Source organism: Pseudomonas sp. P106(2024) (assembly GCF_057480815.1).
Genome location: NZ_JBLIYU010000002.1, coordinates 513,993 through 531,993 on the forward strand (window position 1 = coordinate 513,993; position 18,001 = coordinate 531,993).

Sequence of the window (18,001 nt, forward strand, 5' to 3'; positions counted from 1 at the left end):
GCGGCGTTTTCATGTGCGGCGCCTGGCGATCAGGCTGGCGCCGAGGTGCGGATCAGGTGATCGAAGGCCGCCAGCGAGGCCTTGGCCCCCTCGCCCACGGCGATGACGATCTGCTTGTACGGCACGGTGGTCACGTCACCGGCGGCGAACACGCCCGGGATGCTGGTCTGGCCCTTGGCGTCGACGATGATCTCGCCACGCGGCGACAGCTCGACCGTGCCCTTGAGCCAATCGGTGTTCGGCAGCAGGCCGATCTGCACGAAGATGCCTTCCAGCGCCAGGTCGTGGGACGCGTCGGTGTTGCGGTCCTTGTAGCGCAGGCCGGTGACCTTTTCGCCATCGCCGACCACCTCGGTGGTCAACGCGCTGGTGATCACCTTGACGTTCGGCAGGCTGTGCAGCTTGCGCTGCAGAACGGCATCGGCGCGCAGCTGGCTGTCGAATTCGATCAGGGTCACCTGGGCGACGACGCCGGCCAGGTCGATGGCCGCTTCCACGCCGGAGTTGCCACCGCCGATCACCGCCACGCGCTTGCCCTTGAACAGCGGGCCGTCGCAGTGCGGGCAGTAGGCTACGCCACGGGCGCGGTATTGCTGCTCACCCGGCACGTTCATCTCACGCCAGCGGGCGCCAGTGGCGAGGATCACGGTCTTGGCCTTGAGCGAGGCGCCGCCGGCCAGGCGTACTTCGTGCAAGCCGCCATCGGTGGCCGGGATCAGCGCTTCGCCGCGCTGCAGGTTCATGATGTCGACGTCGTATTGCTTGACGTGCTCTTCCAGGGCCGTGGCCAGCTTCGGCCCTTCGGTCTCCTGCACCGAGATGAAGTTCTCGATCGCCAGGGTGTCGAGCACCTGGCCACCAAAGCGCTCGGCAGCAACACCGGTGCGAATGCCTTTGCGCGCGGCGTAGATCGCAGCGGCGGCGCCGGCCGGGCCGCCCCCGACCACCAGCACGTCGAAGGCATCCTTGGCGTTGATCTTCTCGGCCTGGCGAGCGCCAGCATTGGTGTCGATCTTGCCGAGGATTTCTTCCAGGCCCATGCGGCCCTGGCCGAACACTTCGCCGTTCAGGTAGATGCTCGGCACCGCCATGACCTTGCGGGCTTCGACTTCATCCTGGAACAGCGCGCCGTCGATGGCGACATGACGCACATTGGGGTTGAGCACCGCCATCAGGTTCAGCGCCTGGACCACGTCCGGGCAGTTCTGGCACGACAGCGAGAAGTAGGTTTCGAAGGTGAACTCGCCTTCCAGCGCCTGGATCTGCTCGATCACTTCGGCGCTGGCCTTGGAGGGGTGGCCGCCGACCTGCAGCAGCGCCAGCACCAGGGAGGTGAATTCGTGCCCCATGGGGATGCCGGCGAAACGCAAGCTGATCTCGGCTCCCGGGCGGTTCAGCGAGAACGAAGGACGACGGGCGTCGTTGCCATCCGCGCTGAAGGTAATGAGGTTCGACAGGCCGGCGATTTCCACCAGCAGGTCGTGCAGTTCGCGGGACTTCGCGCCGTCGTCGAGGGAGGCAACGATCTCGATCGGCTGGGTGACCCGCTCCAGGTAGGTTTTCAGTTGCGATTTAAGCGTGGCGTCCAACATACGGGCGATTCCTTTTTCAAAACTCGGATACAAAAACGCCCAGGCGAGATCGCCCGGGCGTTTTTACGGGGCGGTAACTGCTTCAGCTTTGGCGGCTGTCTACCGCCCGCGATTGGCGCATGATCAAAGGCTTTGCCTTAGATCTTGCCGACCAGGTCCAGCGACGGCGCGAGAGTGGCTTCGCCTTCTTTCCACTTGGCCGGGCAGACTTCGCCTGGGTGAGCGGCAACGTACTGGGCAGCCTTGACCTTGCGCAGCAGCTCGCTGGCGTCACGGCCTACACCACCGTCGTTGATTTCGACGATCTTGATCTGACCTTCCGGGTTGATCACGAAGGTACCGCGATCGGCCAGGCCGGCTTCTTCGATCAGCACGTCGAAGTTGCGCGAGATGACGTGGGTCGGGTCACCGATCAGCGGGTACTTGATCTTGCCGATGGTGTCCGAGGTGTCGTGCCAGGCTTTGTGGGTGAAGTGGGTGTCGGTGGACACACCGTAGATTTCCACGCCCAGTTTCTGGAATTCAGCGTAGTTGTCAGCAAGGTCACCCAGTTCGGTCGGGCAGACAAAGGTGAAGTCGGCCGGGTAGAAGAACACGACGGACCACTTGCCTTTCAGGTCGGCTTCGCTGACCTGGACAAATTCGCCATTGTGGAAAGCAGTGGCGTTGAACGGTTTGACCTGGCTGTTGATGATTGGCATGAGAGACGCTCCTTCATGGGTTGAAATCAGTTGACGGAGAGAATCCTAACCGCTGGTCCCGATGAAGGCTCATTGGCAAAGCTCATGCTGGTGATTGGTTTTGGCTATAAGGCGGGATTATTAATAGAAGGGATTGGGCTGAGCAAAGGATTGCGGGGGCAAAATGCATCGCGGGGCAAGCCCGCCCCCACGCCAGAAGGTTTTCAGGCGTGGGGGCGGGCTTGCCCCGCGATCCGGGATAAACGCGTATCAGCGGGTGACGGTGCGCATGGTCACGAACTCTTCCGCGGCGGTCGGGTGCACGCCGATGGTCTCGTCGAACTGCTGCTTGGTCGCACCTGCCTTCAGGGCGATCCCCAGGCCCTGGATGATCTCGCCGGCATCCGGCCCGACCATGTGGCAGCCCAGCACCTTGTCGGTTTCTGCGTCGACCACCAGCTTCATCAGGGTCTTTTCCTGGATATCGGTGAGGGTCAGCTTCATCGCGCGGAAGCGGCTCTCGAAGATCTGCACCTTGTGCCCGGCGGCCAGCGCCTGCTCCTCGGTCAGGCCCACGGTGCCGATCGGCGGCTGGCTGAATACCGCAGTCGGGATGTTCTGGTAGTCGACCGTGCGGTACTGCTCGGGCTTGAACAGGCGCCGGGCCACGGCCATGCCTTCGGCCAGGGCCACGGGGGTGAGCTGCACACGGCCGATGACGTCGCCAATGGCCAGGATCGACGGTTCGGTGGTCTGGTACTGCTCGTCGACGCGGATGAAGCCGCGCGGGTCCAGTTCGACGCCGGTGTTTTCCAGGCCCAGGTTATCCAGCATCGGCCGGCGCCCGGTGGCGTAGAAGATGCAGTCGGCGACCAGCTCGCGACCGTCCTTGAGGGTGGCCTTGAGGCTACCATCCTCGAGCTTGTCGATGCGCTGGATGTCGGCGTTGAACTCAAGGTCCAGGCCGCGCTTCTCCAGCTCTTCCTTCAGGTGGGTACGCACCGAGCCGTCGAAGCCACGCAGGAACAGCTCGCCGCGGTACAGCAGCGTGGTGTCGGCGCCCAGGCCCTGGAAGATGCCGGCGAACTCCACGGCGATGTAGCCGCCGCCCACCACCAGTACCCGGCGCGGCAGGTCCTTGAGGTAGAAGGCTTCGTTGGAGGTGATCGCCAGCTCCTTGCCGGGGATGTCCGGCACCTGCGGCCAGCCGCCGGTGGCGATGAGGATATGCGCGGCGCTGTAACGCTGGCCCTCGACTTCCACCTCATGGGCGCCGGTCAGGCGCGCATGGCCCTGCAGCAAGGTCACGCCACTGTTGACCAGCAAGTTGCGATAGATGCCGTTGAGGCGCTCGATCTCGCGGTTCTTGTTGGCGATCAGCGTGCCCCAGTCGAAATGCCCCTCTTCCAGGGTCCAGCCGAAGCCCGCGGCCTGTTCCAGTTCGTCGGCGACATGGGCGCCGTACACCAGCAGCTTCTTCGGTACGCACCCGACGTTGACGCAGGTGCCGCCGAGGTAGCGGCTCTCGGCCACCGCCACTTTCGCACCGAACCCCGCGGCGAAACGTGCCGCGCGCACACCGCCGGAACCGGCGCCAATCACGAACAGATCAAAATCGTAGGCCATGTATTCACTCTCCTAGGCAGGCGCCCAGCATAGCGCCGTTGGCCGCCGCAAACAAAAAAGCCACCCGAAGGTGGCTTTTCACACAATACCGGAAACTCAGTAAGCCTTGCCGGTCTTGTAGAAGTTTTCGAAGCAGAAGTTGGTCGCTTCGATGTAACCTTCGGCGCCACCGCAGTCGAAACGCTTGCCCTTGAACTTGTAGGCAATCACACAGCCGTCCTGGGCCTGCTTCATCAATGCGTCGGTGATCTGAATTTCACCGCCCTTGCCAGGTTCGGTTTCCTCGATCAGCTTGAAGATGTCCGGGGTCATGATGTAGCGGCCGATGATCGCCAGGTTCGACGGTGCATCTTCGGGTTTCGGCTTCTCGACCATGTTGCGTACACGGTACAGGTCGTCACCAATCAGGTCACCGGCGATCACGCCGTACTTGCTGGTTTCCTGCGGGTCGACTTCCATGATCGCCACGATGGTGCAGCGATACTGCTTGTACAGCTTGACCATCTGCTTGAGCACGCCGTCACCTTCGAGGTTGACGCACAGGTCGTCGGCCAGTACCACGGCGAATGGCTCGTCGCCGATCAGCGGACGACCGGTGAGGATCGCGTGGCCCAGGCCTTTCATTTCTGTCTGGCGAGTGTAGGAGAACGAGCACTCGTCGAGCAGTCGGCGGATGCCGACCAGGTATTTTTCCTTGTCGGTACCCTTGATCTGGTTTTCCAGCTCGTAGCTGATGTCGAAGTGGTCTTCCAGGGCGCGCTTGCCACGGCCGGTGACGATGGAGATCTCGTTGAGGCCAGCGTCCAGCGCTTCTTCAACGCCATACTGGATCAGTGGCTTGTTGACCACCGGCAGCATTTCCTTGGGCATGGCTTTGGTAGCGGGCAGGAAGCGGGTGCCGTAACCGGCTGCCGGGAACAAGCATTTCTTGATCATATACGTCCTTAACAAGGGCTTTGCGTACGAAATTCGGCGCAGTCTAATCAGGCGGCGTTCACCTTACAATGCCCCCCGCGCTGGCCGATGCCATCATAGAGATATTCCAGTGTAGATAGTTCCGCCAGGGCGTGAATTTCAGGCGACCGGCAGCGTCATCGCGGGGCAGGCCCGCTCTCGAAGATGCCCCGCGATGACCGTGGCTCAGCCGCCGATCCCCTGCCCGATCAGCACGCCATCGACCTTCTGCCCATACAGGTTGACCCCGTCGTTGGCATGGAACTTCAGCCGGGTCTTCTCGATCGAGCCTTCGACCAGCCGCGGATCCTGCGGTCGCTCATGGCGGTTGATCCACGCGGCCACGTCCCAGGCCTGCTGATCACTCAGGCTGCCAGGCTTGCCCAATGGCATGTTGTACTTGATGAACGACGCCGCGGTATTGATCCGGTGCATGCCGGCGCCCCAATTGTAGGAATCCTTGCCCCACAGCGGCGGCATCACATACTCCCCGGCCACCTTCTGCCCTTCGCCATTGCCACCGTGACAGATCGCGCATTGCTCGTCATACACCTGCTTGCCGCGCTTGAAGTCATAACCACCTTCGGGCCTGGGCACCTCCGGGTAGCCGCGACCGGCGATTTCCACGCCTGTCGGCGCCTGGGTCGACAGCCAGTAGGCGTAAACGCTCAAGGCGGTCATCTGTGGGCTGTCGGCCGCCGGCGGCTTGCCGTTCATGCTGAAGGTGAAGCAGCCCTGGATGCGCTCGGCGAAGGTGTTGACCTTGTCGTTCTTCTTGCGATACGCCGGGTACATTGGGTAGGCGCCCCACAATGGCGCGGAATGTGGCATACGTCCCTGGTCGAGGTGGCAGTTACTGCAGTTCATGCCGTTGCCGACCGCGTCGGGCATCAATCGTCGCGTATCGACGAACAGCGCGTGGCCTTCACGGATCATCTTGCCGAAGGCGTTATCCGGGATCGCGCTTTCCGCCGGCGGCACGAACTGCGGGGCGGCCTGCACGCCCGGGACCTTGAGCTGGGACTGGTCTTCCATGGCGATGGGGGCGGCTTGGGCAGTGCCCATGGCCAGCAGCAGGGTTGGCATCAGGACTTTCATGGCTTGACCTCCTGGCTGGCCGGTTGGGCAAAGTAGTCAGCGACCGCCTTGACCTCGGCATCGGTCATCGCCTTGGCCACGTTGACCATCAACTGGTTGGGGTCATTGCTGCGGCTGCCATCGCGCCAGGCATTGAGTTGCGCCACCAGGTAAGCGGCGGGCTGCCCGGCCAGCGGCGGGAAGTGCTCGCCGACGCCGCTGCCGCCCGGGCCATGACACTGCACGCAACCGGGGATCAGCCGGCTCCAGTCGCCGTAGATGGCCAGGCGGGCCACCGGATCGTTGGCGATCTGCTGGCGACGCGTGCCCGCCGCGGCATCGGCAGGCAGCTTGGCCAGATAGGTGCTGACCGCCTCGATTTCGGCATCGTCCAGGGCCTTGGCCAGCGGCTCCATCACTGGCTGCTTGCGGCTGGCGCTGCGAAAGTCGTGCAACTGCTTGCTGAGATAGCCGGCAGGCAGGCCGGCGAGACGGGGAAAGCCGGCGGCGGCGATACCCTTGCCGTCCGGGCCATGACAGCCCAGGCAGGCCATGGCGGCGGGGTTCTGCCCGCCCTGGTTGAAGATTTTCTGGCCATCGGCAGCGTGCGCCGAGGGCCAGGCCAAGATCAGCAGGCTGCCGATCACGACATGGCTCAGGGGTTTCATCACGGAGGCTCCATTTCCTTGTTATAAGCTTAGGCTCAAACGATATAAGCCCAGAAATACTAGGCCTAATCTCCGACGTGCGACAACGCGTCACCGGGAAGGAAAGTGGCAAACCGCCAGCTAATCGCCGATTAACTGAGCTGGATCAAGAACCGGAGATGCACTGGGTCGCCGAAGTACGCACATCACCCAGGCGCAGCGGGAAGTTGTTCAGCCGTTCATACACCTTGATCGCGCTGCCGCTGCCGCGCTTGTCGATATCGAGCAGCGCCGCAGGACCGACACCGGCCGACACCTTCTGCGGCACGGTCAGGCGCAGGCCATCGCCCCGTACCTCTTCCTGCAAGGGATCACGCGTGTCGGCCAGCTTGCGCTTCACGCAATCGGCATATTCGCGCGGCGTCTTGCCGGAGATCACATCCAGCGTCGCGTGGGACTGCTCGAGTTCCGTTACGCTGACACAGCCCCCCAAGGCCAACGATACCGCCGCTAACACCCATTTCATCTACATCGTCTCCAGCATCTGCAAAGTCATCCTCTGACCACATCCAGGCGGTTTTGCTCCCACGTCTGGCAGAAATCTCCTTGGCTTGGCCAGCCCGGGCGCAAGTGTAACCTCACATCGTGGTATCTTTCGCGTTTGCTGAACCAATCCTTGCGGAGCTCCCCATGAAATTCGTACACCAGCGCGAGCACCTGAACGAAGACGACATCGTCGTCATCGAGTGCTCCCAGCGCTGCAACATCCGCCTGATGAACGACGCCAACTTCCGCAGCTTCAAGAATGGCGGGCGCCACACCTACCACGGCGGCCACTTCGAGCGTTTCCCGGCGAAGATCACCGTGCCAAGCACTGGCTTCTGGAACATCACCATCGACACCGTGACCACTCGCCCGATCTCGGTGACGCGCAAGCCGGCCCTCAGCCACAAGATCAAGATCGTCCGTCGCTCGTCGTCGAAACTCGGATAACACTTGGATAGCCGCATGACCCAGACCATCAAATATGTGATCAAGTACAAGCTCGACGGCGAGCGCCGCTGGGACTTCGCCCAGATGCCCGACGCCTCCCTCGAGCAGGCGCAGCAAGCGCTGCGCAAGATCCACGGCGACGACGTCGACAAGATCAGCGACATCCAGGTCAGCAAGGCCTTGTAACCACGCAGCACGCCCCGCACTCAAGGAGTCGTCCATGAGCACCCGGCAAGACCGTCGCATCCTCGACCTGCTGAGTATCGAGCTGCCCATTCTCCAGGCGCCCATGGCCGGCGCCAGCGGTTCGGCCATGGCCATTGCCGTCGGCAACGCCGGCGGTCTCGGCGCCCTGCCCTGCGCCATGCTCACCGCCGAGCAGGTGCGCGGCGAGATCGAGGCCTTTCGCGCCGCCTGCCGGGGCCCGCTCAACCTGAACTTCTTCTGCCACCAGCCGCCGCCGCCGGACCCCGAGCGCGACGCCCGCTGGAAGCAGGCGCTCAAGCCCTACTATGAGGAAGTCGGCGCGGACTTCGAGGCGCCGACGCCGGTGTCCAATCGCGCGCCCTTCGACGAACAGAGCTGCCAGCTGGTGGAGGAACTGCGCCCGGAGGTGGTCAGTTTCCACTTCGGCCTGCCGGCGCCCGAGCTGCTGCGAAGGGTCAAGGCAGCCGGGGCCAAGGTGCTGTCCAGCGCCACCACGGTGGAGGAAGCGCGGTGGCTTGAACAGCATGGCTGCGACGCGATCATCGCCATGGGCTACGAGGCCGGCGGCCATCGTGGCATGTTCCTCGACAGCGACATCAACAGCCAGATCGGCACCTTCGCCCTGGTGCCCCAGGTTGTGGATGCCGTGCAGTTGCCGGTGATCGCGGCGGGTGGTGTCGGCGACCATCGCGGCCTGGTCGCCGCCCTGGCCCTGGGCGCCTCGGCGGTGCAGGTCGGTACTGCGTACCTGTTCTGCCCAGAGGCCAAGGTGTCCCCAGCGCACCGCCGCGCCCTGGACAGCGCGTCCGCCAACGATACAGCGCTGACCAACCTGTTCACCGGCCGCCCGGCGCGTGGCATCAACAACCGCCTGATGCGCGAGCTGGGGCCGATGAGCGCCCTCGCCCCGCGCTTCCCGCTGGCCGGCGGCGCGCTGATGCCACTGCGGGCGATCACCGACCCGCAGGGCAACGCCGATTTCAGCAACCTGTGGTCCGGACAGGCGCTGCGCCTTGGGCGTCACATGCCGGCGGGTGAGCTGACCCGAGTCATTGCCGGGCGGCCAACAAAAAGCTGACCAATAGATCAAGAAACTTTCAGGCACCCTCTTCCCGACGGATGGCGTATCGCTATATAGTTCAAGCCATAACGATAATCCGCCGCCCCTAGGAGCCGTCTACATGCGTATTCGTCTGCCCCACCTGGCCTTAAGTGCCCTGGCCACCCTGATCGCCGTCAACGCCGCCCAGGCCGATGAAGTCCATGTCGCCGTAGCGGCCAACTTTACAGCGCCCATCCAGGCCATCGCCAAGGACTTCGAGAAGGACACCGGCCACAAGCTGGTCGCCGCCTACGGCGCTACCGGCCAGTTCTACGCACAAATCAAGAATGGCGCGCCGTTCGAAGTGTTCCTCGCCGCCGACGACAGCACCCCGGCCAAGCTCGAGCAGGAAAAGGAAATCGTCGCGGGCTCACGCTGCACCTACGCCATCGGCACCCTGGCGCTGTGGTCGGCCAAGCCGGGCTACGTCGACGCCAAGGGCGACGTGCTGAAGAAGAACGAATACAAGCACCTGTCCATTGCCAACCCCAAGGCCGCGCCCTATGGCCTGGCCGCCACCCAGGTGCTGGACAAGCTCAAGCTGACCGAAGCCACCAAGGCGAAGATCGTCGAAGGCCAGAACATCACCCAGGCCTTCCAGTTCGTTTCCACCGGCAATGCCGAGCTGGGCTTCGTCGCCCTGTCGCAGATCTACAAGGATGGCAAGGTCAGCGAAGGCTCCGCCTGGATCGTGCCCGCCGAGCTGCATGACCCGATCCGCCAGGACGCGGTGATTCTCAACAAAGGCAAGGACAACCCGGCCGCCAAGGCCCTGGTCGACTACTTAAAGGGTCCAAAGGCCGCCGCGGTGATCAAGTCCTACGGCTATGAGCTCTGATGCCGCTCGACGCCGGTGACCTGAGCGCGATCTGGCTGACCATCAAGCTGGCCAGCCTGACCACCGCCATTCTCCTGGTGCTGGGCACGCCCATCGCCTGGTGGCTGGCGCGCACACGCTCCTGGCTGCGCGGACCGATCGGCGCGGTGGTGGCCCTACCGCTGGTGCTGCCACCGACCGTGATCGGCTTTTACCTGCTGCTGGCCCTCGGCCCCCATGGCTGGATAGGCCAGGCCACCCAGGCCCTGGGCCTGGGCAGCGTGGTGTTCAGCTTCACCGGGCTGGTGATCGGCTCGGTGGTGTACTCCATGCCCTTCGTGGTGCAGCCCTTGCAGAACGCCTTCGGCGCCATCGGCCAGCGCCCGCTGGAGGTGGCCGCCACCCTGCGGGCCAGCCCGTGGGATACCTTCATCCATGTGGTGCTGCCGCTGGCGCGCCCCGGCTTCATCACCGCCAGCATTCTTGGCTTCGCCCACACCGTGGGCGAGTTCGGCGTGGTGCTGATGATCGGCGGCAATATTCCCGACAAGACCCGGGTGGTCTCGGTGCAGATCTTCGATCATGTCGAAGCCATGGAATACAGCCAGGCGCACTGGCTGGCCGGAGCCATGCTGGTGTTCTCGTTCCTGGTGCTGCTGATGCTCTATGCAGGCCGTCGCAGCAAGGCCGGCTGGAGCTGACATGAGTACATCGATACAGGCGCGTCTGAAACTGGCGCGTGACGACTTCACCCTGGACGTCGACCTGAACCTGCCCGGACGCGGCATCAGCGCCCTGTTCGGCCATTCCGGCTCGGGCAAGACCTCGTGCCTGCGTTGCCTGGCCGGCCTGGAGCGGGCCGCCAGCGCCTACATCGAGGTCAATGGCGAGGTCTGGGAAGACAGCGCGCGCGGGCACTTCATCCCGCCACACCAGCGGCCGGTAGGCTACGTGTTCCAGGAGGCCAGCCTGTTCCCGCACCTGTCGGTGCGCGGCAACCTCGAGTTCGGCTGGCGCCGCATCGCCCCCGAGGCGCGCAAGATCAGCCAGGAGCAGGCCTGCCAACTGCTGGGCATCGGCCACCTGCTGGCACGCAAGCCGGCGACCCTGTCCGGTGGCGAGGCGCAGCGGGTCGGTATCGCCCGAGCCCTGCTCAGCAGCCCACGGCTGCTGCTGATGGACGAACCCCTGGCCGCGCTGGACAGCGCGCGCAAGCGGGAAATCCTGCCGTACCTGGAACGCCTGCACGACGAACTGGACATTCCGCTGATCTACGTCAGCCATGCCCAGGACGAAGTGGCGCGCCTGGCCGACCACCTGGTCCTGCTCGAACAGGGCAAGGCCGTGGCCAGCGGGCCGATCGGCCAGACCCTGGCGCGCCTCGACCTGCCGCTGGCCCAGGGCGAGGATGCCGGCGTGGTGCTCGAAGGCGTGGTGGTAGGTCACGATCCGCATTACCAGCTGTTCGAGCTACGCCTGCCCGGCAGTGACGGCCAGCGCTTGCGCATCGCCCACCCGGGGCTGCACATGGGCAGCACCCTGCGGCTCAAGGTCCAGGCCCGGGATGTCAGCCTGGCACTGACCGCCGACAGCGCCTCGAGCATCCTCAATCGCCTGCCGGTGCGAGTCCGCGAATGCCGCCCGGCGGACAACCCCGCCCATGTGCTGGTCAGCCTGGACGCCGCCGGCAACGCCCTGCTGGCGCGCATCACCCGCTATTCGGCGGATCAGCTCGCGGTGCAGCCGGGCCAGACCCTCTGGGCGCAGATCAAGTCGGTAGCGCTGCTGGGCTGAGCAATGACGCAACCGGCGCTGTCCATTGCAGCAAGAGTGCCCTTCATGGACCGCCCCCATGCCCGACTGCCCGCTCCCTGCCGCCCTGCACTACGTCGATGACAGCCAGCCCGGCTTGACCCGGCGGCGCTGGCGCGATCGCTTTCATTATTTCGACGCAAGCAACCAGCGTGTCCGCGATGCCGACACACTGGCGCGCATCGCAGCCCTGGTGATCCCGCCGGCCTACACCGATGTGTGGATCTGTGCCGATCCACAGGGCCACCTGCAGGCCACCGGCCGGGATGCCCGGGGGCGCAAGCAGTACCGCTACCACACGCAATGGCGCGAGCTGCGCGACCAGCACAAGTACGGGCGCATGCTGGCCTTCGCCGAAGCGCTGCCGAAGCTGCGCAAGCAACTGGATGCGCACCTGGCCTGCCCGGGGCTGGGCCGGGAGAAGGTCATGGCGCTGGTGATCAGCCTGCTCGACAGTACGCTGATCCGCATCGGCAACCGCCAATACCTGCGCGCCAATCGCTCCTACGGACTGACCACGCTCAACACCCGCCATGTGCAGGTCAAGGGTAGCCAAATTCGCTTTCAGTTCCGTGGCAAGCGCGGAGTCGAGCACAACGTCACCCTGACCGACCGGCGCCTGGCCGGGCTGGTCAAGCGCTGCATGGAATTGCCCGGCCAAGCCTTGTTCCAGTACCTGGACGAACAGGGCCAGCGCCATGGCATCGGCTCGACCGAGGTCAACCAGTTTCTCCAGCAACTGACCGGCGCCGACTTCACCGCCAAGGACTACCGCACCTGGGCCGGCAGCAGCCTTGCCCTGAGCCTGCTGCGGCCACTGGCCTGGGAACCTGACAGCGAGGCCAGGCGCCAGGTCGCCGACACCGTCCGCCAGGTGGCGGCGCGACTGGGCAACACGCCAGCGGTGTGCCGACGCTGCTACATCCACCCTGCCGTACTCGAACACTTCCAACTCGGACGCCTGGCGGACCTGCCCCGCGCGCGGGCACGCAAGGGCCTGGAACTCGAGGAAGTGTCACTGCTGCGCTTTCTCCAGGCGCTTGCGCGCCAAAACGATCATTGACCCCAACTATTTAGTTCATCGAGCAGAGAAATTTCCCATATGGACCCAAGCACCCTATCCTTGCCACTGAGCACCTTGGCCAGCGGAATGCGTAGCACCCCCACTGGCACCTGCAACTAAAGATCGATAACAGAATTTGTCTGTCGGGGAATTACTATCCGCCGAAAGCGTCTTTAATGAGAAGGAAGAGGGACAGGCTCCCACCGCAGACCATCAGGCTCGGCGGTTTTCTACATCACCAAGGAGAAATACATGCTGATACTCACACGCAAGGTTGGCGAAAGCATCGTCATCGACGATGACATCAAAGTCACCATTCTGGGCGTCAAGGGGATGCAGGTGAGGATCGGTATCGATGCACCGAAGGATGTCCAGGTGCACCGTGAAGAGATCTACAAGCGGATCCAGGCCGGCAGCCCGGCGCCGGAAAAAAGCAACGACGAGTAACCCCAAACCAACCGCATCATGCCGCACGGATGCGCCTGATCGATTGCCCGCCCATGCGGGGAGCCTCTTGCGAACCTCAGGCGCCAAGCAGTTCGCGTACCGTGGCGATCATTCGGTCCATGTCGAAGGGTTTGTCGAACACCGCCGCGAACCTTCCGGGGCAGGCCCGGCCCTGGCTGGCCTGGGCACCGCTCATGAGGATCACCGGCAGGTCCGTCAGCAGCAGTTCGTCACGAATCGCATTCAACAGTTCCTCGCCATTGAGCACCGGCATCATGTAGTCGGTGATCACCAGGTCCACGCGCTTTTCTCTCAAGGCCTCCAGCGCCTTGCGCCCATTGCTGGCCTTTTCCACCAGGTAGCCCTCATCCTCCAGAGCGAATCCCAGGATATCGGCGATCAGGTACTCGTCGTCGACGATCAGGATGCTGCTCATCCCATTAGCGGTCTCCTGGCGATGTCGCCGAGCCACTGAGCACGCCGCTGGCGCCATCGAATGCCCGCGCCAGGTTGATGCCTGTCGGCCCCAGATTCAATGCCTGCAAGGCCGGATCGTGGTCGCTGTCACGCACCTTGATGATCGACAGGGCGCGATGCAGTTGTGCGTCGAGCTCGGCGAAGCGCATGAGGATCAGGTTGTCGACGATGCTCGACAGGTCCGGAGCCGGCGCAGTGATCTCCGCACCGAAGATGTCGCGCATCTCCCAGGTCAGCAGCACCGTGACGCCACGGGCACGCAGCTCGCCGGTCAGCGCGCGGAAGAACGCATTCAGGCGGGCGGGCTCTAGCGCCAAACGGCCGAAGGCGCCCAGGCTGTCGATCACCACGCGTCGCGCGCCCAATGCCTCGACCTGCGCCAGCAGGCGCGTGCCGAGTTGATCCAGCAGGCCTTCGGTGGTCGGCTGCCAACTCAGTTGCACCGCCCCCTCGCGCTCCAGCGCAGGCAAGTCGTAGCCCAGAGCGGACGCTTTCAGGCGCAGTCGCGCCGGCGTCTCGTAAAATCCAAAATGCAGACCCGGTGCGGCCCTCGTCGAGGCGGCGAGAAACGCGATGCCCAAAGCCGTCTTGCCCACGCCGGATGGCCCCATCAGCAAGCTCACCGAGGCTTCGGCCAGCCCGCCACCGAGCATGCCGTCCAGGTCGGCGACCCCGGTGGCGACCCGCGCCAGGGTTTGCGCACCCTGCTGGCTGGGGCGGCTGTAGAGCGCTTCAAGGCGCGGATAGACCTGCAACCCCGACTCATCGATCTGGCATTCGTGGCGACCAGACAGCGCGCCGCTGCCGCGGGTCTTGCGCAACTGGACATGCCGCACCGCGGTACTGCCGACCAGGTGTTCGCCCAGCTCTATCACGCCGTCGACCATGGTGTGCTCGGGACTGCCCTCCTCAAGCCGGGCACTGGTCAGCAGCAGCACCGTGCAACCGGCGAACGCCGCATGCCCCTGCAGCTCGGAGACGAACTTCTTGGTATCCAGGCTGGTTTCCGCCCGTGAGCGGGCGTTGAGCAGGCCATCGACGACCAGCAAGGTGGCCTGCTGCCGCGCAATCTCTTGACGCAACAGCCTGACTACCGCATCCAGGCCATCCTGCTCGAGGGTATCGAAGGCGCTGACGAACTGGATGCTGTCACCGACCAGCGCCGGGTCGAAGAAGCTCAGCGTCGACAGGTACTGGAACAAGCGCTCATGAGACTCGCTGAGCAGGGTCGCCACCAGCACCCGGCCACCGTCGCGCACATGGTTGCAGGCCAGCTGGTTGGCGAGGATGGTCTTGCCCGAGCCCGGGTGCCCCTGGACGATGTAGGACGCACCGACCACCAGCCCGCCCTTGAGCAGCGCATCAAGCCCTTTGATGCCGGTGGCCAGTCGCTTGAGTTGCTCTACCATGATGGTCTATCCGTCGCTCGATGGGGTATCGTCGCCCATTCGGGCGGGCAGGTACAAGCTCATGCAGGTGCCTTCACCGGGGCGGCTGGACACGCTGATCGCGCCATCACTCTGACGAGCGAAACCATAGGCCTGGCTCAGGCCGAGACCGGTGCCCTTGCCGAAGGCCTTGGTAGTGAAGAACGGCTCGAAGATGCGCGGCAACACCTGGGGGTCGATACCCTGCCCGTCATCACGCACATCGAAGCGCACGAAGCGCCCATGCAGCCCCTCCACCTCGCCGGCCAGGCGGACGCTTTCGGCCGTCAGATGGATCTGCCCCGTCGTCGCGATCGCATCGCGGGCATTGAACACCAGGTTGAGCAGGACCATCTGCAGCTGCCCGGCGTCCACCTCGATCAGCGGCAGGTCCGGCTGCACCTGCAGCAGCAGTTCGATGTCCCTGGGCAACGCGTGCTCCGCCAGCCCGCGAGTGGTGTCGATCACCTGGGCTGGCGCGATGCTGGTGACATTCAGTTGCCGATGCCGGGCAAAACTGAGCAGTTGCTGGGTAAGTTGGGTACCGCGCTGCCCGGCGTCGAGAATATGTTCGAGCAGGCGCCGCACGCGTGCCGGATCCTGGTTGCCAGAGGCCAGCCGGGCAGAACTGATGATGATCGTCAGCAGGTTGTTGAAATCGTGGGCCAGGCCTCCGGTCAGTTGTCCCAAGGCTTCGAGCTTCTGCGCCTGGAACAACTGCGCGCGCATGGCGTCCAATTGCAGCGCGGACTCGCGGCGATCGGTGATGTCGCGGGTGACCTTGGCCAGGCCGATGACCTCGCCATGCTCATCACGGATCACATCCAGCGCCGCCAGCGCCCAGAACTGCGTGCCATCCTTGCGCACGCGCCAGCCCTCGTCCTGCGCCTTGCCTTCTTCCAGGGCCTGGCGTAGCAGTTGTTGTGGGCGCCCTTCAGAACGGTCCTGATCGGTAAAGAACAACGAGAAATGCTGGCCGATCACCTCATCGGCACGATAACCCTTGATTCGCTGCGCACCCGCGTTCCACGACACCACATGGCCGGTCGGGTCGAGCATGTAGATGGCATAGTCCACCACGGCCTGGACCAATTGCTCGTAGCGCGCCTCGGGCATTACCGAATGAGTGGGGCGGTCTGTCGACACCATGCAAGCTCCACAAGCACCGCGAAAGGACATATTGAGCGTAGCCAAAGTCCCGCCGACACCGTCCTTCAGGCGACGATCGTCAGTGCTCACGCTCCACCACCGTCGGCACCAGACGGCGCGGCATCGCCACCTTCAACAGCCACAGTCCCAGTAACAGGATCGACACGCCGCCGCCCAATGCCAGGAAGCGTTGAGGTTCGGGGTGGTCCAGGTCGAGCCCTAGCATCAGCAGGTAGCCGCCCAGGCTCATGAAGCCGGCGTACAGGAATGCCGCCAGCAGGCAGACAAGCAGGAACAGCAGCCGCCAGAACAGCTTCGGCTGTACACGCCGTGCTGTCTCTGGATAGGAGGAACGCGATGACATGGCGACACGACCCGTTGGATCCAATGCCTGAACAGTGGCGTAATGGCGGCATGCTGTCAATTGGCCTATAGTGGGCCCCGCCCCGATCCCACGAGGACCCGACATGACTTCGAACTTTCGCATGCAAGGGCTGCAGGATGATCTGGTGCGCAACGCCAGCGAACTCGACGAACTGTGCCAGGCCCTGGATGGCCATGCCCGCTTCCTGCGTCACTCGGTTCACGAGGCCGATGCACAGGCCATGGACGGGCATGTCGATGCCCTGCGCCACTCGGCCTGCGACATGCGCGACATCGCCCGCAGCATCGAACCCTGAACCCCAGGGCCAGTTGACGCTTCTATAACAATGGGTTATAAAGCGCGCCTGATTGCCAGGCCCCGCTGCTATGCAGCGCGCCGGCCTATCGTGCGAGTGTGGTGGAATTGGTATACACAGCAGACTTAAAATCTGCTGACTGTCAACACCTTTTATGTCATGCCATTCCACCCACATAAAGGGCTGTAGACCACGTACAACCAAGCTTCTAGCGTTTGCCCTCATCCTCTATATCCTTCATTATTTTTGGTCTTTTTGAGAGCTTGGTAGCCATTTGGTAGCCGGCACCTAAAATTAAGCTCAGCTCTCGTAAGCTTTCCTCAGCTCTCGTAAGCCCAAAGCGCCTCCTCCTCGAAAAATCTTATATTTTCTAAAATTTTTTCCATCATTAAATCGGCTACCAAACCCGCCCTCCAGGCACAAAAAAACCCAGATCGATCTGGGCTTCTTGCTAGCCAGAGCATCGTGCCATGGTCTGTATGAGCATCATGCTCGCGGTTCGGTAGCGGTCAGCAACCAGATGGGCAATACATAATTTTGGAAAATGCCACAACATCTTGGGTGCGGTAATAAATACGACGAGAAACATGCTTTAACGCAGGAATTTCTTTCGCGTGCTTATTAGTATACCGCCAAAACCTCAAGGTTTCTTTTGACACACCAAGGACGTCTGCAGTATCATGCACGTCGAGAAACTCTTTAGCCAATTTATCAGCCGCGATCATTAAAACCCTCTCAAATATTCACTTTCACTAAAGCACCCCTCCCTAGGCGTCAATTAAAGCTAAATGTTTGCACAGCCAACCGTCAAGGCACGAGAGACACATTTTCAAAGGGTGTGTCAGCAGCATACTCACTGACTGGCCTGAAACCCTAGCAAACACAGATAGGTATGCCAGACGCATACCTTTATAGAGATAATTGAAAACCCACTGAACGGTGAATGAGAGCTGCGGGGGGCTGGGTACTCGAGGATTGATCATCGCCGCAATGGATCACCCCGCGCCGACTCTACGATAAAAACTTTCCACCGCACACCATCTGTATGAAGCAAATACAGCGAAGTGAATAGCCCCTGGTTTCCTAGACACTCTCCAAGCTCAGAAAATAGCGTTTCTCATACTCTACTGGCGACAGCTGCATAGCACTACCGTGTCGACGCTTGGGGTTATAGAACATCTCGATGTAATCGAAAATATCACTTCGGGCTTCGTCACGCGTTGCGTAGATCTTTCGTCGGATTCGCTCCCG

General features: G+C 63.0%; 22 protein-coding genes. 9 read left to right on the forward strand and 13 right to left on the reverse strand.

Annotated elements, in window-relative coordinates:
* Nucleotides 1-29: 29 nt before the first annotated feature.
* From ahpF to AC25M7_RS06055, 7 genes are all read right to left on the reverse strand, one after another.
* Nucleotides 30-1,592: an alkyl hydroperoxide reductase subunit F gene (gene ahpF, locus AC25M7_RS06025; protein ID WP_486970834.1), complete on the reverse strand. Its 1,563-nt coding sequence runs from the start codon at nt 1,590-1,592 to the stop codon at nt 30-32.
* A 137-nt stretch (nt 1,593-1,729) separates the two neighbouring features.
* Nucleotides 1,730-2,293 (reverse strand): alkyl hydroperoxide reductase subunit C, encoded by a 564-nt coding sequence (gene ahpC, locus AC25M7_RS06030; RefSeq protein ID WP_008090543.1) that lies wholly within the window; start codon nt 2,291-2,293, stop codon nt 1,730-1,732.
* A 249-nt stretch (nt 2,294-2,542) separates the two neighbouring features.
* Complete coding sequence (gorA, locus tag AC25M7_RS06035; RefSeq protein WP_028692425.1) at nt 2,543-3,898, reverse strand: glutathione-disulfide reductase; 1,356 nt, start codon at nt 3,896-3,898, stop codon at nt 2,543-2,545.
* A gap of 96 nt (nt 3,899-3,994) precedes the next feature.
* On the reverse strand, nt 3,995-4,834 hold the full coding sequence (gene galU, locus AC25M7_RS06040) for a UTP--glucose-1-phosphate uridylyltransferase GalU (RefSeq protein ID WP_010223914.1): 840 nt from the start codon (nt 4,832-4,834) through the stop codon (nt 3,995-3,997).
* A gap of 204 nt (nt 4,835-5,038) precedes the next feature.
* Entirely contained in the window at nt 5,039-5,950 is a 912-nt protein-coding gene (locus AC25M7_RS06045; protein WP_028692426.1) for a c-type cytochrome, read from the reverse strand.
* Nucleotides 5,947-6,597, reverse strand: a complete 651-nt coding sequence (locus AC25M7_RS06050) for a c-type cytochrome (protein WP_028692427.1) — start codon at nt 6,595-6,597, stop codon at nt 5,947-5,949. The genes AC25M7_RS06045 and AC25M7_RS06050 overlap by 4 nt, the downstream gene beginning before the upstream one ends.
* Nucleotides 6,598-6,742: 145 nt before the next feature.
* The gene (locus tag AC25M7_RS06055; RefSeq protein ID WP_028692428.1) at nt 6,743-7,102 is read right to left on the reverse strand and encodes a hypothetical protein; all 360 of its coding nucleotides are present in this window, start codon (nt 7,100-7,102) and stop codon (nt 6,743-6,745) included.
* A gap of 164 nt (nt 7,103-7,266) precedes the next feature.
* Between AC25M7_RS06055 and AC25M7_RS06060 the strand changes: the two genes are divergently transcribed.
* The 8 genes from AC25M7_RS06060 (at nt 7,267) to csrA (ending at nt 13,017) form a co-directional block, all read left to right on the forward strand.
* Nucleotides 7,267-7,569, forward strand: coding sequence for a DUF1883 domain-containing protein (locus tag AC25M7_RS06060; protein ID WP_028692429.1), 303 nt, complete (start codon nt 7,267-7,269; stop codon nt 7,567-7,569).
* A gap of 15 nt (nt 7,570-7,584) precedes the next feature.
* Nucleotides 7,585-7,755 carry a hypothetical protein gene (locus tag AC25M7_RS06065; RefSeq protein ID WP_088851781.1) on the forward strand — a complete coding sequence of 57 codons (171 nt, stop codon included), beginning with the start codon at nt 7,585-7,587 and terminating at the stop codon, nt 7,753-7,755.
* A 34-nt stretch (nt 7,756-7,789) separates the two neighbouring features.
* Nucleotides 7,790-8,854 carry an NAD(P)H-dependent flavin oxidoreductase gene (locus AC25M7_RS06070; protein WP_241412140.1) on the forward strand — a complete coding sequence of 355 codons (1,065 nt, stop codon included), beginning with the start codon at nt 7,790-7,792 and terminating at the stop codon, nt 8,852-8,854.
* A 103-nt stretch (nt 8,855-8,957) separates the two neighbouring features.
* Complete coding sequence (modA, locus tag AC25M7_RS06075) at nt 8,958-9,716, forward strand: molybdate ABC transporter substrate-binding protein (RefSeq protein WP_486970835.1); 759 nt, start codon at nt 8,958-8,960, stop codon at nt 9,714-9,716.
* Nucleotides 9,716-10,396 carry a molybdate ABC transporter permease subunit gene (gene modB / locus AC25M7_RS06080; RefSeq protein WP_069016824.1) on the forward strand — a complete coding sequence of 227 codons (681 nt, stop codon included), beginning with the start codon at nt 9,716-9,718 and terminating at the stop codon, nt 10,394-10,396. Before modA ends, modB begins: the two co-directional genes overlap by 1 nt.
* Nucleotide 10,397: 1 nt before the next feature.
* A complete protein-coding gene (modC, locus tag AC25M7_RS06085) occupies nt 10,398-11,489 on the forward strand; it encodes a molybdenum ABC transporter ATP-binding protein (protein WP_028692433.1) in 1,092 nt (363 codons plus the stop codon).
* A 58-nt stretch (nt 11,490-11,547) separates the two neighbouring features.
* Nucleotides 11,548-12,570: a DNA topoisomerase IB gene (locus tag AC25M7_RS06090; RefSeq protein WP_028692434.1), complete on the forward strand. Its 1,023-nt coding sequence runs from the start codon at nt 11,548-11,550 to the stop codon at nt 12,568-12,570.
* Between the two features lie 252 nt (nt 12,571-12,822).
* Nucleotides 12,823-13,017, forward strand: coding sequence for a carbon storage regulator CsrA (gene csrA / locus AC25M7_RS06095; protein WP_023628788.1), 195 nt, complete (start codon nt 12,823-12,825; stop codon nt 13,015-13,017).
* A gap of 76 nt (nt 13,018-13,093) precedes the next feature.
* Here csrA and AC25M7_RS06100 read toward each other — a convergent pair whose 3' ends face one another.
* The 4 genes from AC25M7_RS06100 to AC25M7_RS06115 all read right to left on the reverse strand — a co-directional run bounded on the left by AC25M7_RS06100 (nt 13,094) and on the right by AC25M7_RS06115 (nt 16,434).
* Nucleotides 13,094-13,453: a response regulator gene (locus tag AC25M7_RS06100; protein WP_028692435.1), complete on the reverse strand. Its 360-nt coding sequence runs from the start codon at nt 13,451-13,453 to the stop codon at nt 13,094-13,096.
* A gap of 4 nt (nt 13,454-13,457) precedes the next feature.
* Complete coding sequence (locus tag AC25M7_RS06105; RefSeq protein ID WP_486970836.1) at nt 13,458-14,903, reverse strand: ATPase domain-containing protein; 1,446 nt, start codon at nt 14,901-14,903, stop codon at nt 13,458-13,460.
* A gap of 6 nt (nt 14,904-14,909) precedes the next feature.
* Nucleotides 14,910-16,070, reverse strand: coding sequence for a two-component system sensor histidine kinase NtrB (locus AC25M7_RS06110; RefSeq protein ID WP_036986660.1), 1,161 nt, complete (start codon nt 16,068-16,070; stop codon nt 14,910-14,912).
* A gap of 79 nt (nt 16,071-16,149) precedes the next feature.
* Nucleotides 16,150-16,434 (reverse strand): hypothetical protein, encoded by a 285-nt coding sequence (locus tag AC25M7_RS06115; RefSeq protein ID WP_028692437.1) that lies wholly within the window; start codon nt 16,432-16,434, stop codon nt 16,150-16,152.
* Between the two features lie 103 nt (nt 16,435-16,537).
* Here AC25M7_RS06115 and AC25M7_RS06120 point away from each other — a divergent pair, with 103 nt between their 5' ends.
* Nucleotides 16,538-16,750, forward strand: coding sequence for a hypothetical protein (locus AC25M7_RS06120; protein WP_036986661.1), 213 nt, complete (start codon nt 16,538-16,540; stop codon nt 16,748-16,750).
* Nucleotides 16,751-17,259: 509 nt separating this feature from the next.
* Here AC25M7_RS06120 and AC25M7_RS06125 read toward each other — a convergent pair.
* Both AC25M7_RS06125 and AC25M7_RS06130 read right to left on the reverse strand, forming a co-directional pair.
* The gene (locus tag AC25M7_RS06125; RefSeq protein WP_486970837.1) at nt 17,260-17,475 is read right to left on the reverse strand and encodes a helix-turn-helix domain-containing protein; all 216 of its coding nucleotides are present in this window, start codon (nt 17,473-17,475) and stop codon (nt 17,260-17,262) included.
* 358 nt (nt 17,476-17,833) lie between these two features.
* Nucleotides 17,834-18,001: IS3 family transposase (locus tag AC25M7_RS06130; RefSeq protein WP_486970842.1), on the reverse strand; the 168-nt coding region annotated here is incomplete at its 5' end.

Bases quoted from the DNA above. Each gene is read 5' to 3' on its own strand.
- AC25M7_RS06055 (WP_028692428.1), bottom strand. From the start codon at position 7,102: ATGAAATGGGTGTTAGCGGCGGTATCGTTGGCCTTGGGGGGCTGTGTC.
- AC25M7_RS06115 (WP_028692437.1), bottom strand. From the start codon at position 16,434: ATGTCATCGCGTTCCTCCTATCCAGAGACAGCACGGCGTGTACAGCCG.
- modB (WP_069016824.1), top strand. From the start codon at position 9,716: ATGCCGCTCGACGCCGGTGACCTGAGCGCGATCTGGCTGACCATCAAG.
- AC25M7_RS06120 (WP_036986661.1), top strand. From the start codon at position 16,538: ATGACTTCGAACTTTCGCATGCAAGGGCTGCAGGATGATCTGGTGCGC.
- AC25M7_RS06050 (WP_028692427.1), bottom strand. From the start codon at position 6,597: ATGAAACCCCTGAGCCATGTCGTGATCGGCAGCCTGCTGATCTTGGCC.
- AC25M7_RS06070 (WP_241412140.1), top strand. From the start codon at position 7,790: ATGAGCACCCGGCAAGACCGTCGCATCCTCGACCTGCTGAGTATCGAG.
- csrA (WP_023628788.1), top strand. From the start codon at position 12,823: ATGCTGATACTCACACGCAAGGTTGGCGAAAGCATCGTCATCGACGAT.
- ahpC (WP_008090543.1), bottom strand. From the start codon at position 2,293: ATGCCAATCATCAACAGCCAGGTCAAACCGTTCAACGCCACTGCTTTC.
- AC25M7_RS06065 (WP_088851781.1), top strand. From the start codon at position 7,585: ATGACCCAGACCATCAAATATGTGATCAAGTACAAGCTCGACGGCGAG.
- AC25M7_RS06045 (WP_028692426.1), bottom strand. From the start codon at position 5,950: ATGAAAGTCCTGATGCCAACCCTGCTGCTGGCCATGGGCACTGCCCAA.
- AC25M7_RS06105 (WP_486970836.1), bottom strand. From the start codon at position 14,903: ATGGTAGAGCAACTCAAGCGACTGGCCACCGGCATCAAAGGGCTTGAT.
- galU (WP_010223914.1), bottom strand. From the start codon at position 4,834: ATGATCAAGAAATGCTTGTTCCCGGCAGCCGGTTACGGCACCCGCTTC.
- modA (WP_486970835.1), top strand. From the start codon at position 8,958: ATGCGTATTCGTCTGCCCCACCTGGCCTTAAGTGCCCTGGCCACCCTG.
- AC25M7_RS06090 (WP_028692434.1), top strand. From the start codon at position 11,548: ATGCCCGACTGCCCGCTCCCTGCCGCCCTGCACTACGTCGATGACAGC.
- gorA (WP_028692425.1), bottom strand. From the start codon at position 3,898: ATGGCCTACGATTTTGATCTGTTCGTGATTGGCGCCGGTTCCGGCGGT.
- AC25M7_RS06110 (WP_036986660.1), bottom strand. From the start codon at position 16,070: ATGGTGTCGACAGACCGCCCCACTCATTCGGTAATGCCCGAGGCGCGC.
- AC25M7_RS06060 (WP_028692429.1), top strand. From the start codon at position 7,267: ATGAAATTCGTACACCAGCGCGAGCACCTGAACGAAGACGACATCGTC.
- modC (WP_028692433.1), top strand. From the start codon at position 10,398: ATGAGTACATCGATACAGGCGCGTCTGAAACTGGCGCGTGACGACTTC.
- AC25M7_RS06125 (WP_486970837.1), bottom strand. From the start codon at position 17,475: ATGATCGCGGCTGATAAATTGGCTAAAGAGTTTCTCGACGTGCATGAT.
- AC25M7_RS06100 (WP_028692435.1), bottom strand. From the start codon at position 13,453: ATGAGCAGCATCCTGATCGTCGACGACGAGTACCTGATCGCCGATATC.
- ahpF (WP_486970834.1), bottom strand. From the start codon at position 1,592: ATGTTGGACGCCACGCTTAAATCGCAACTGAAAACCTACCTGGAGCGG.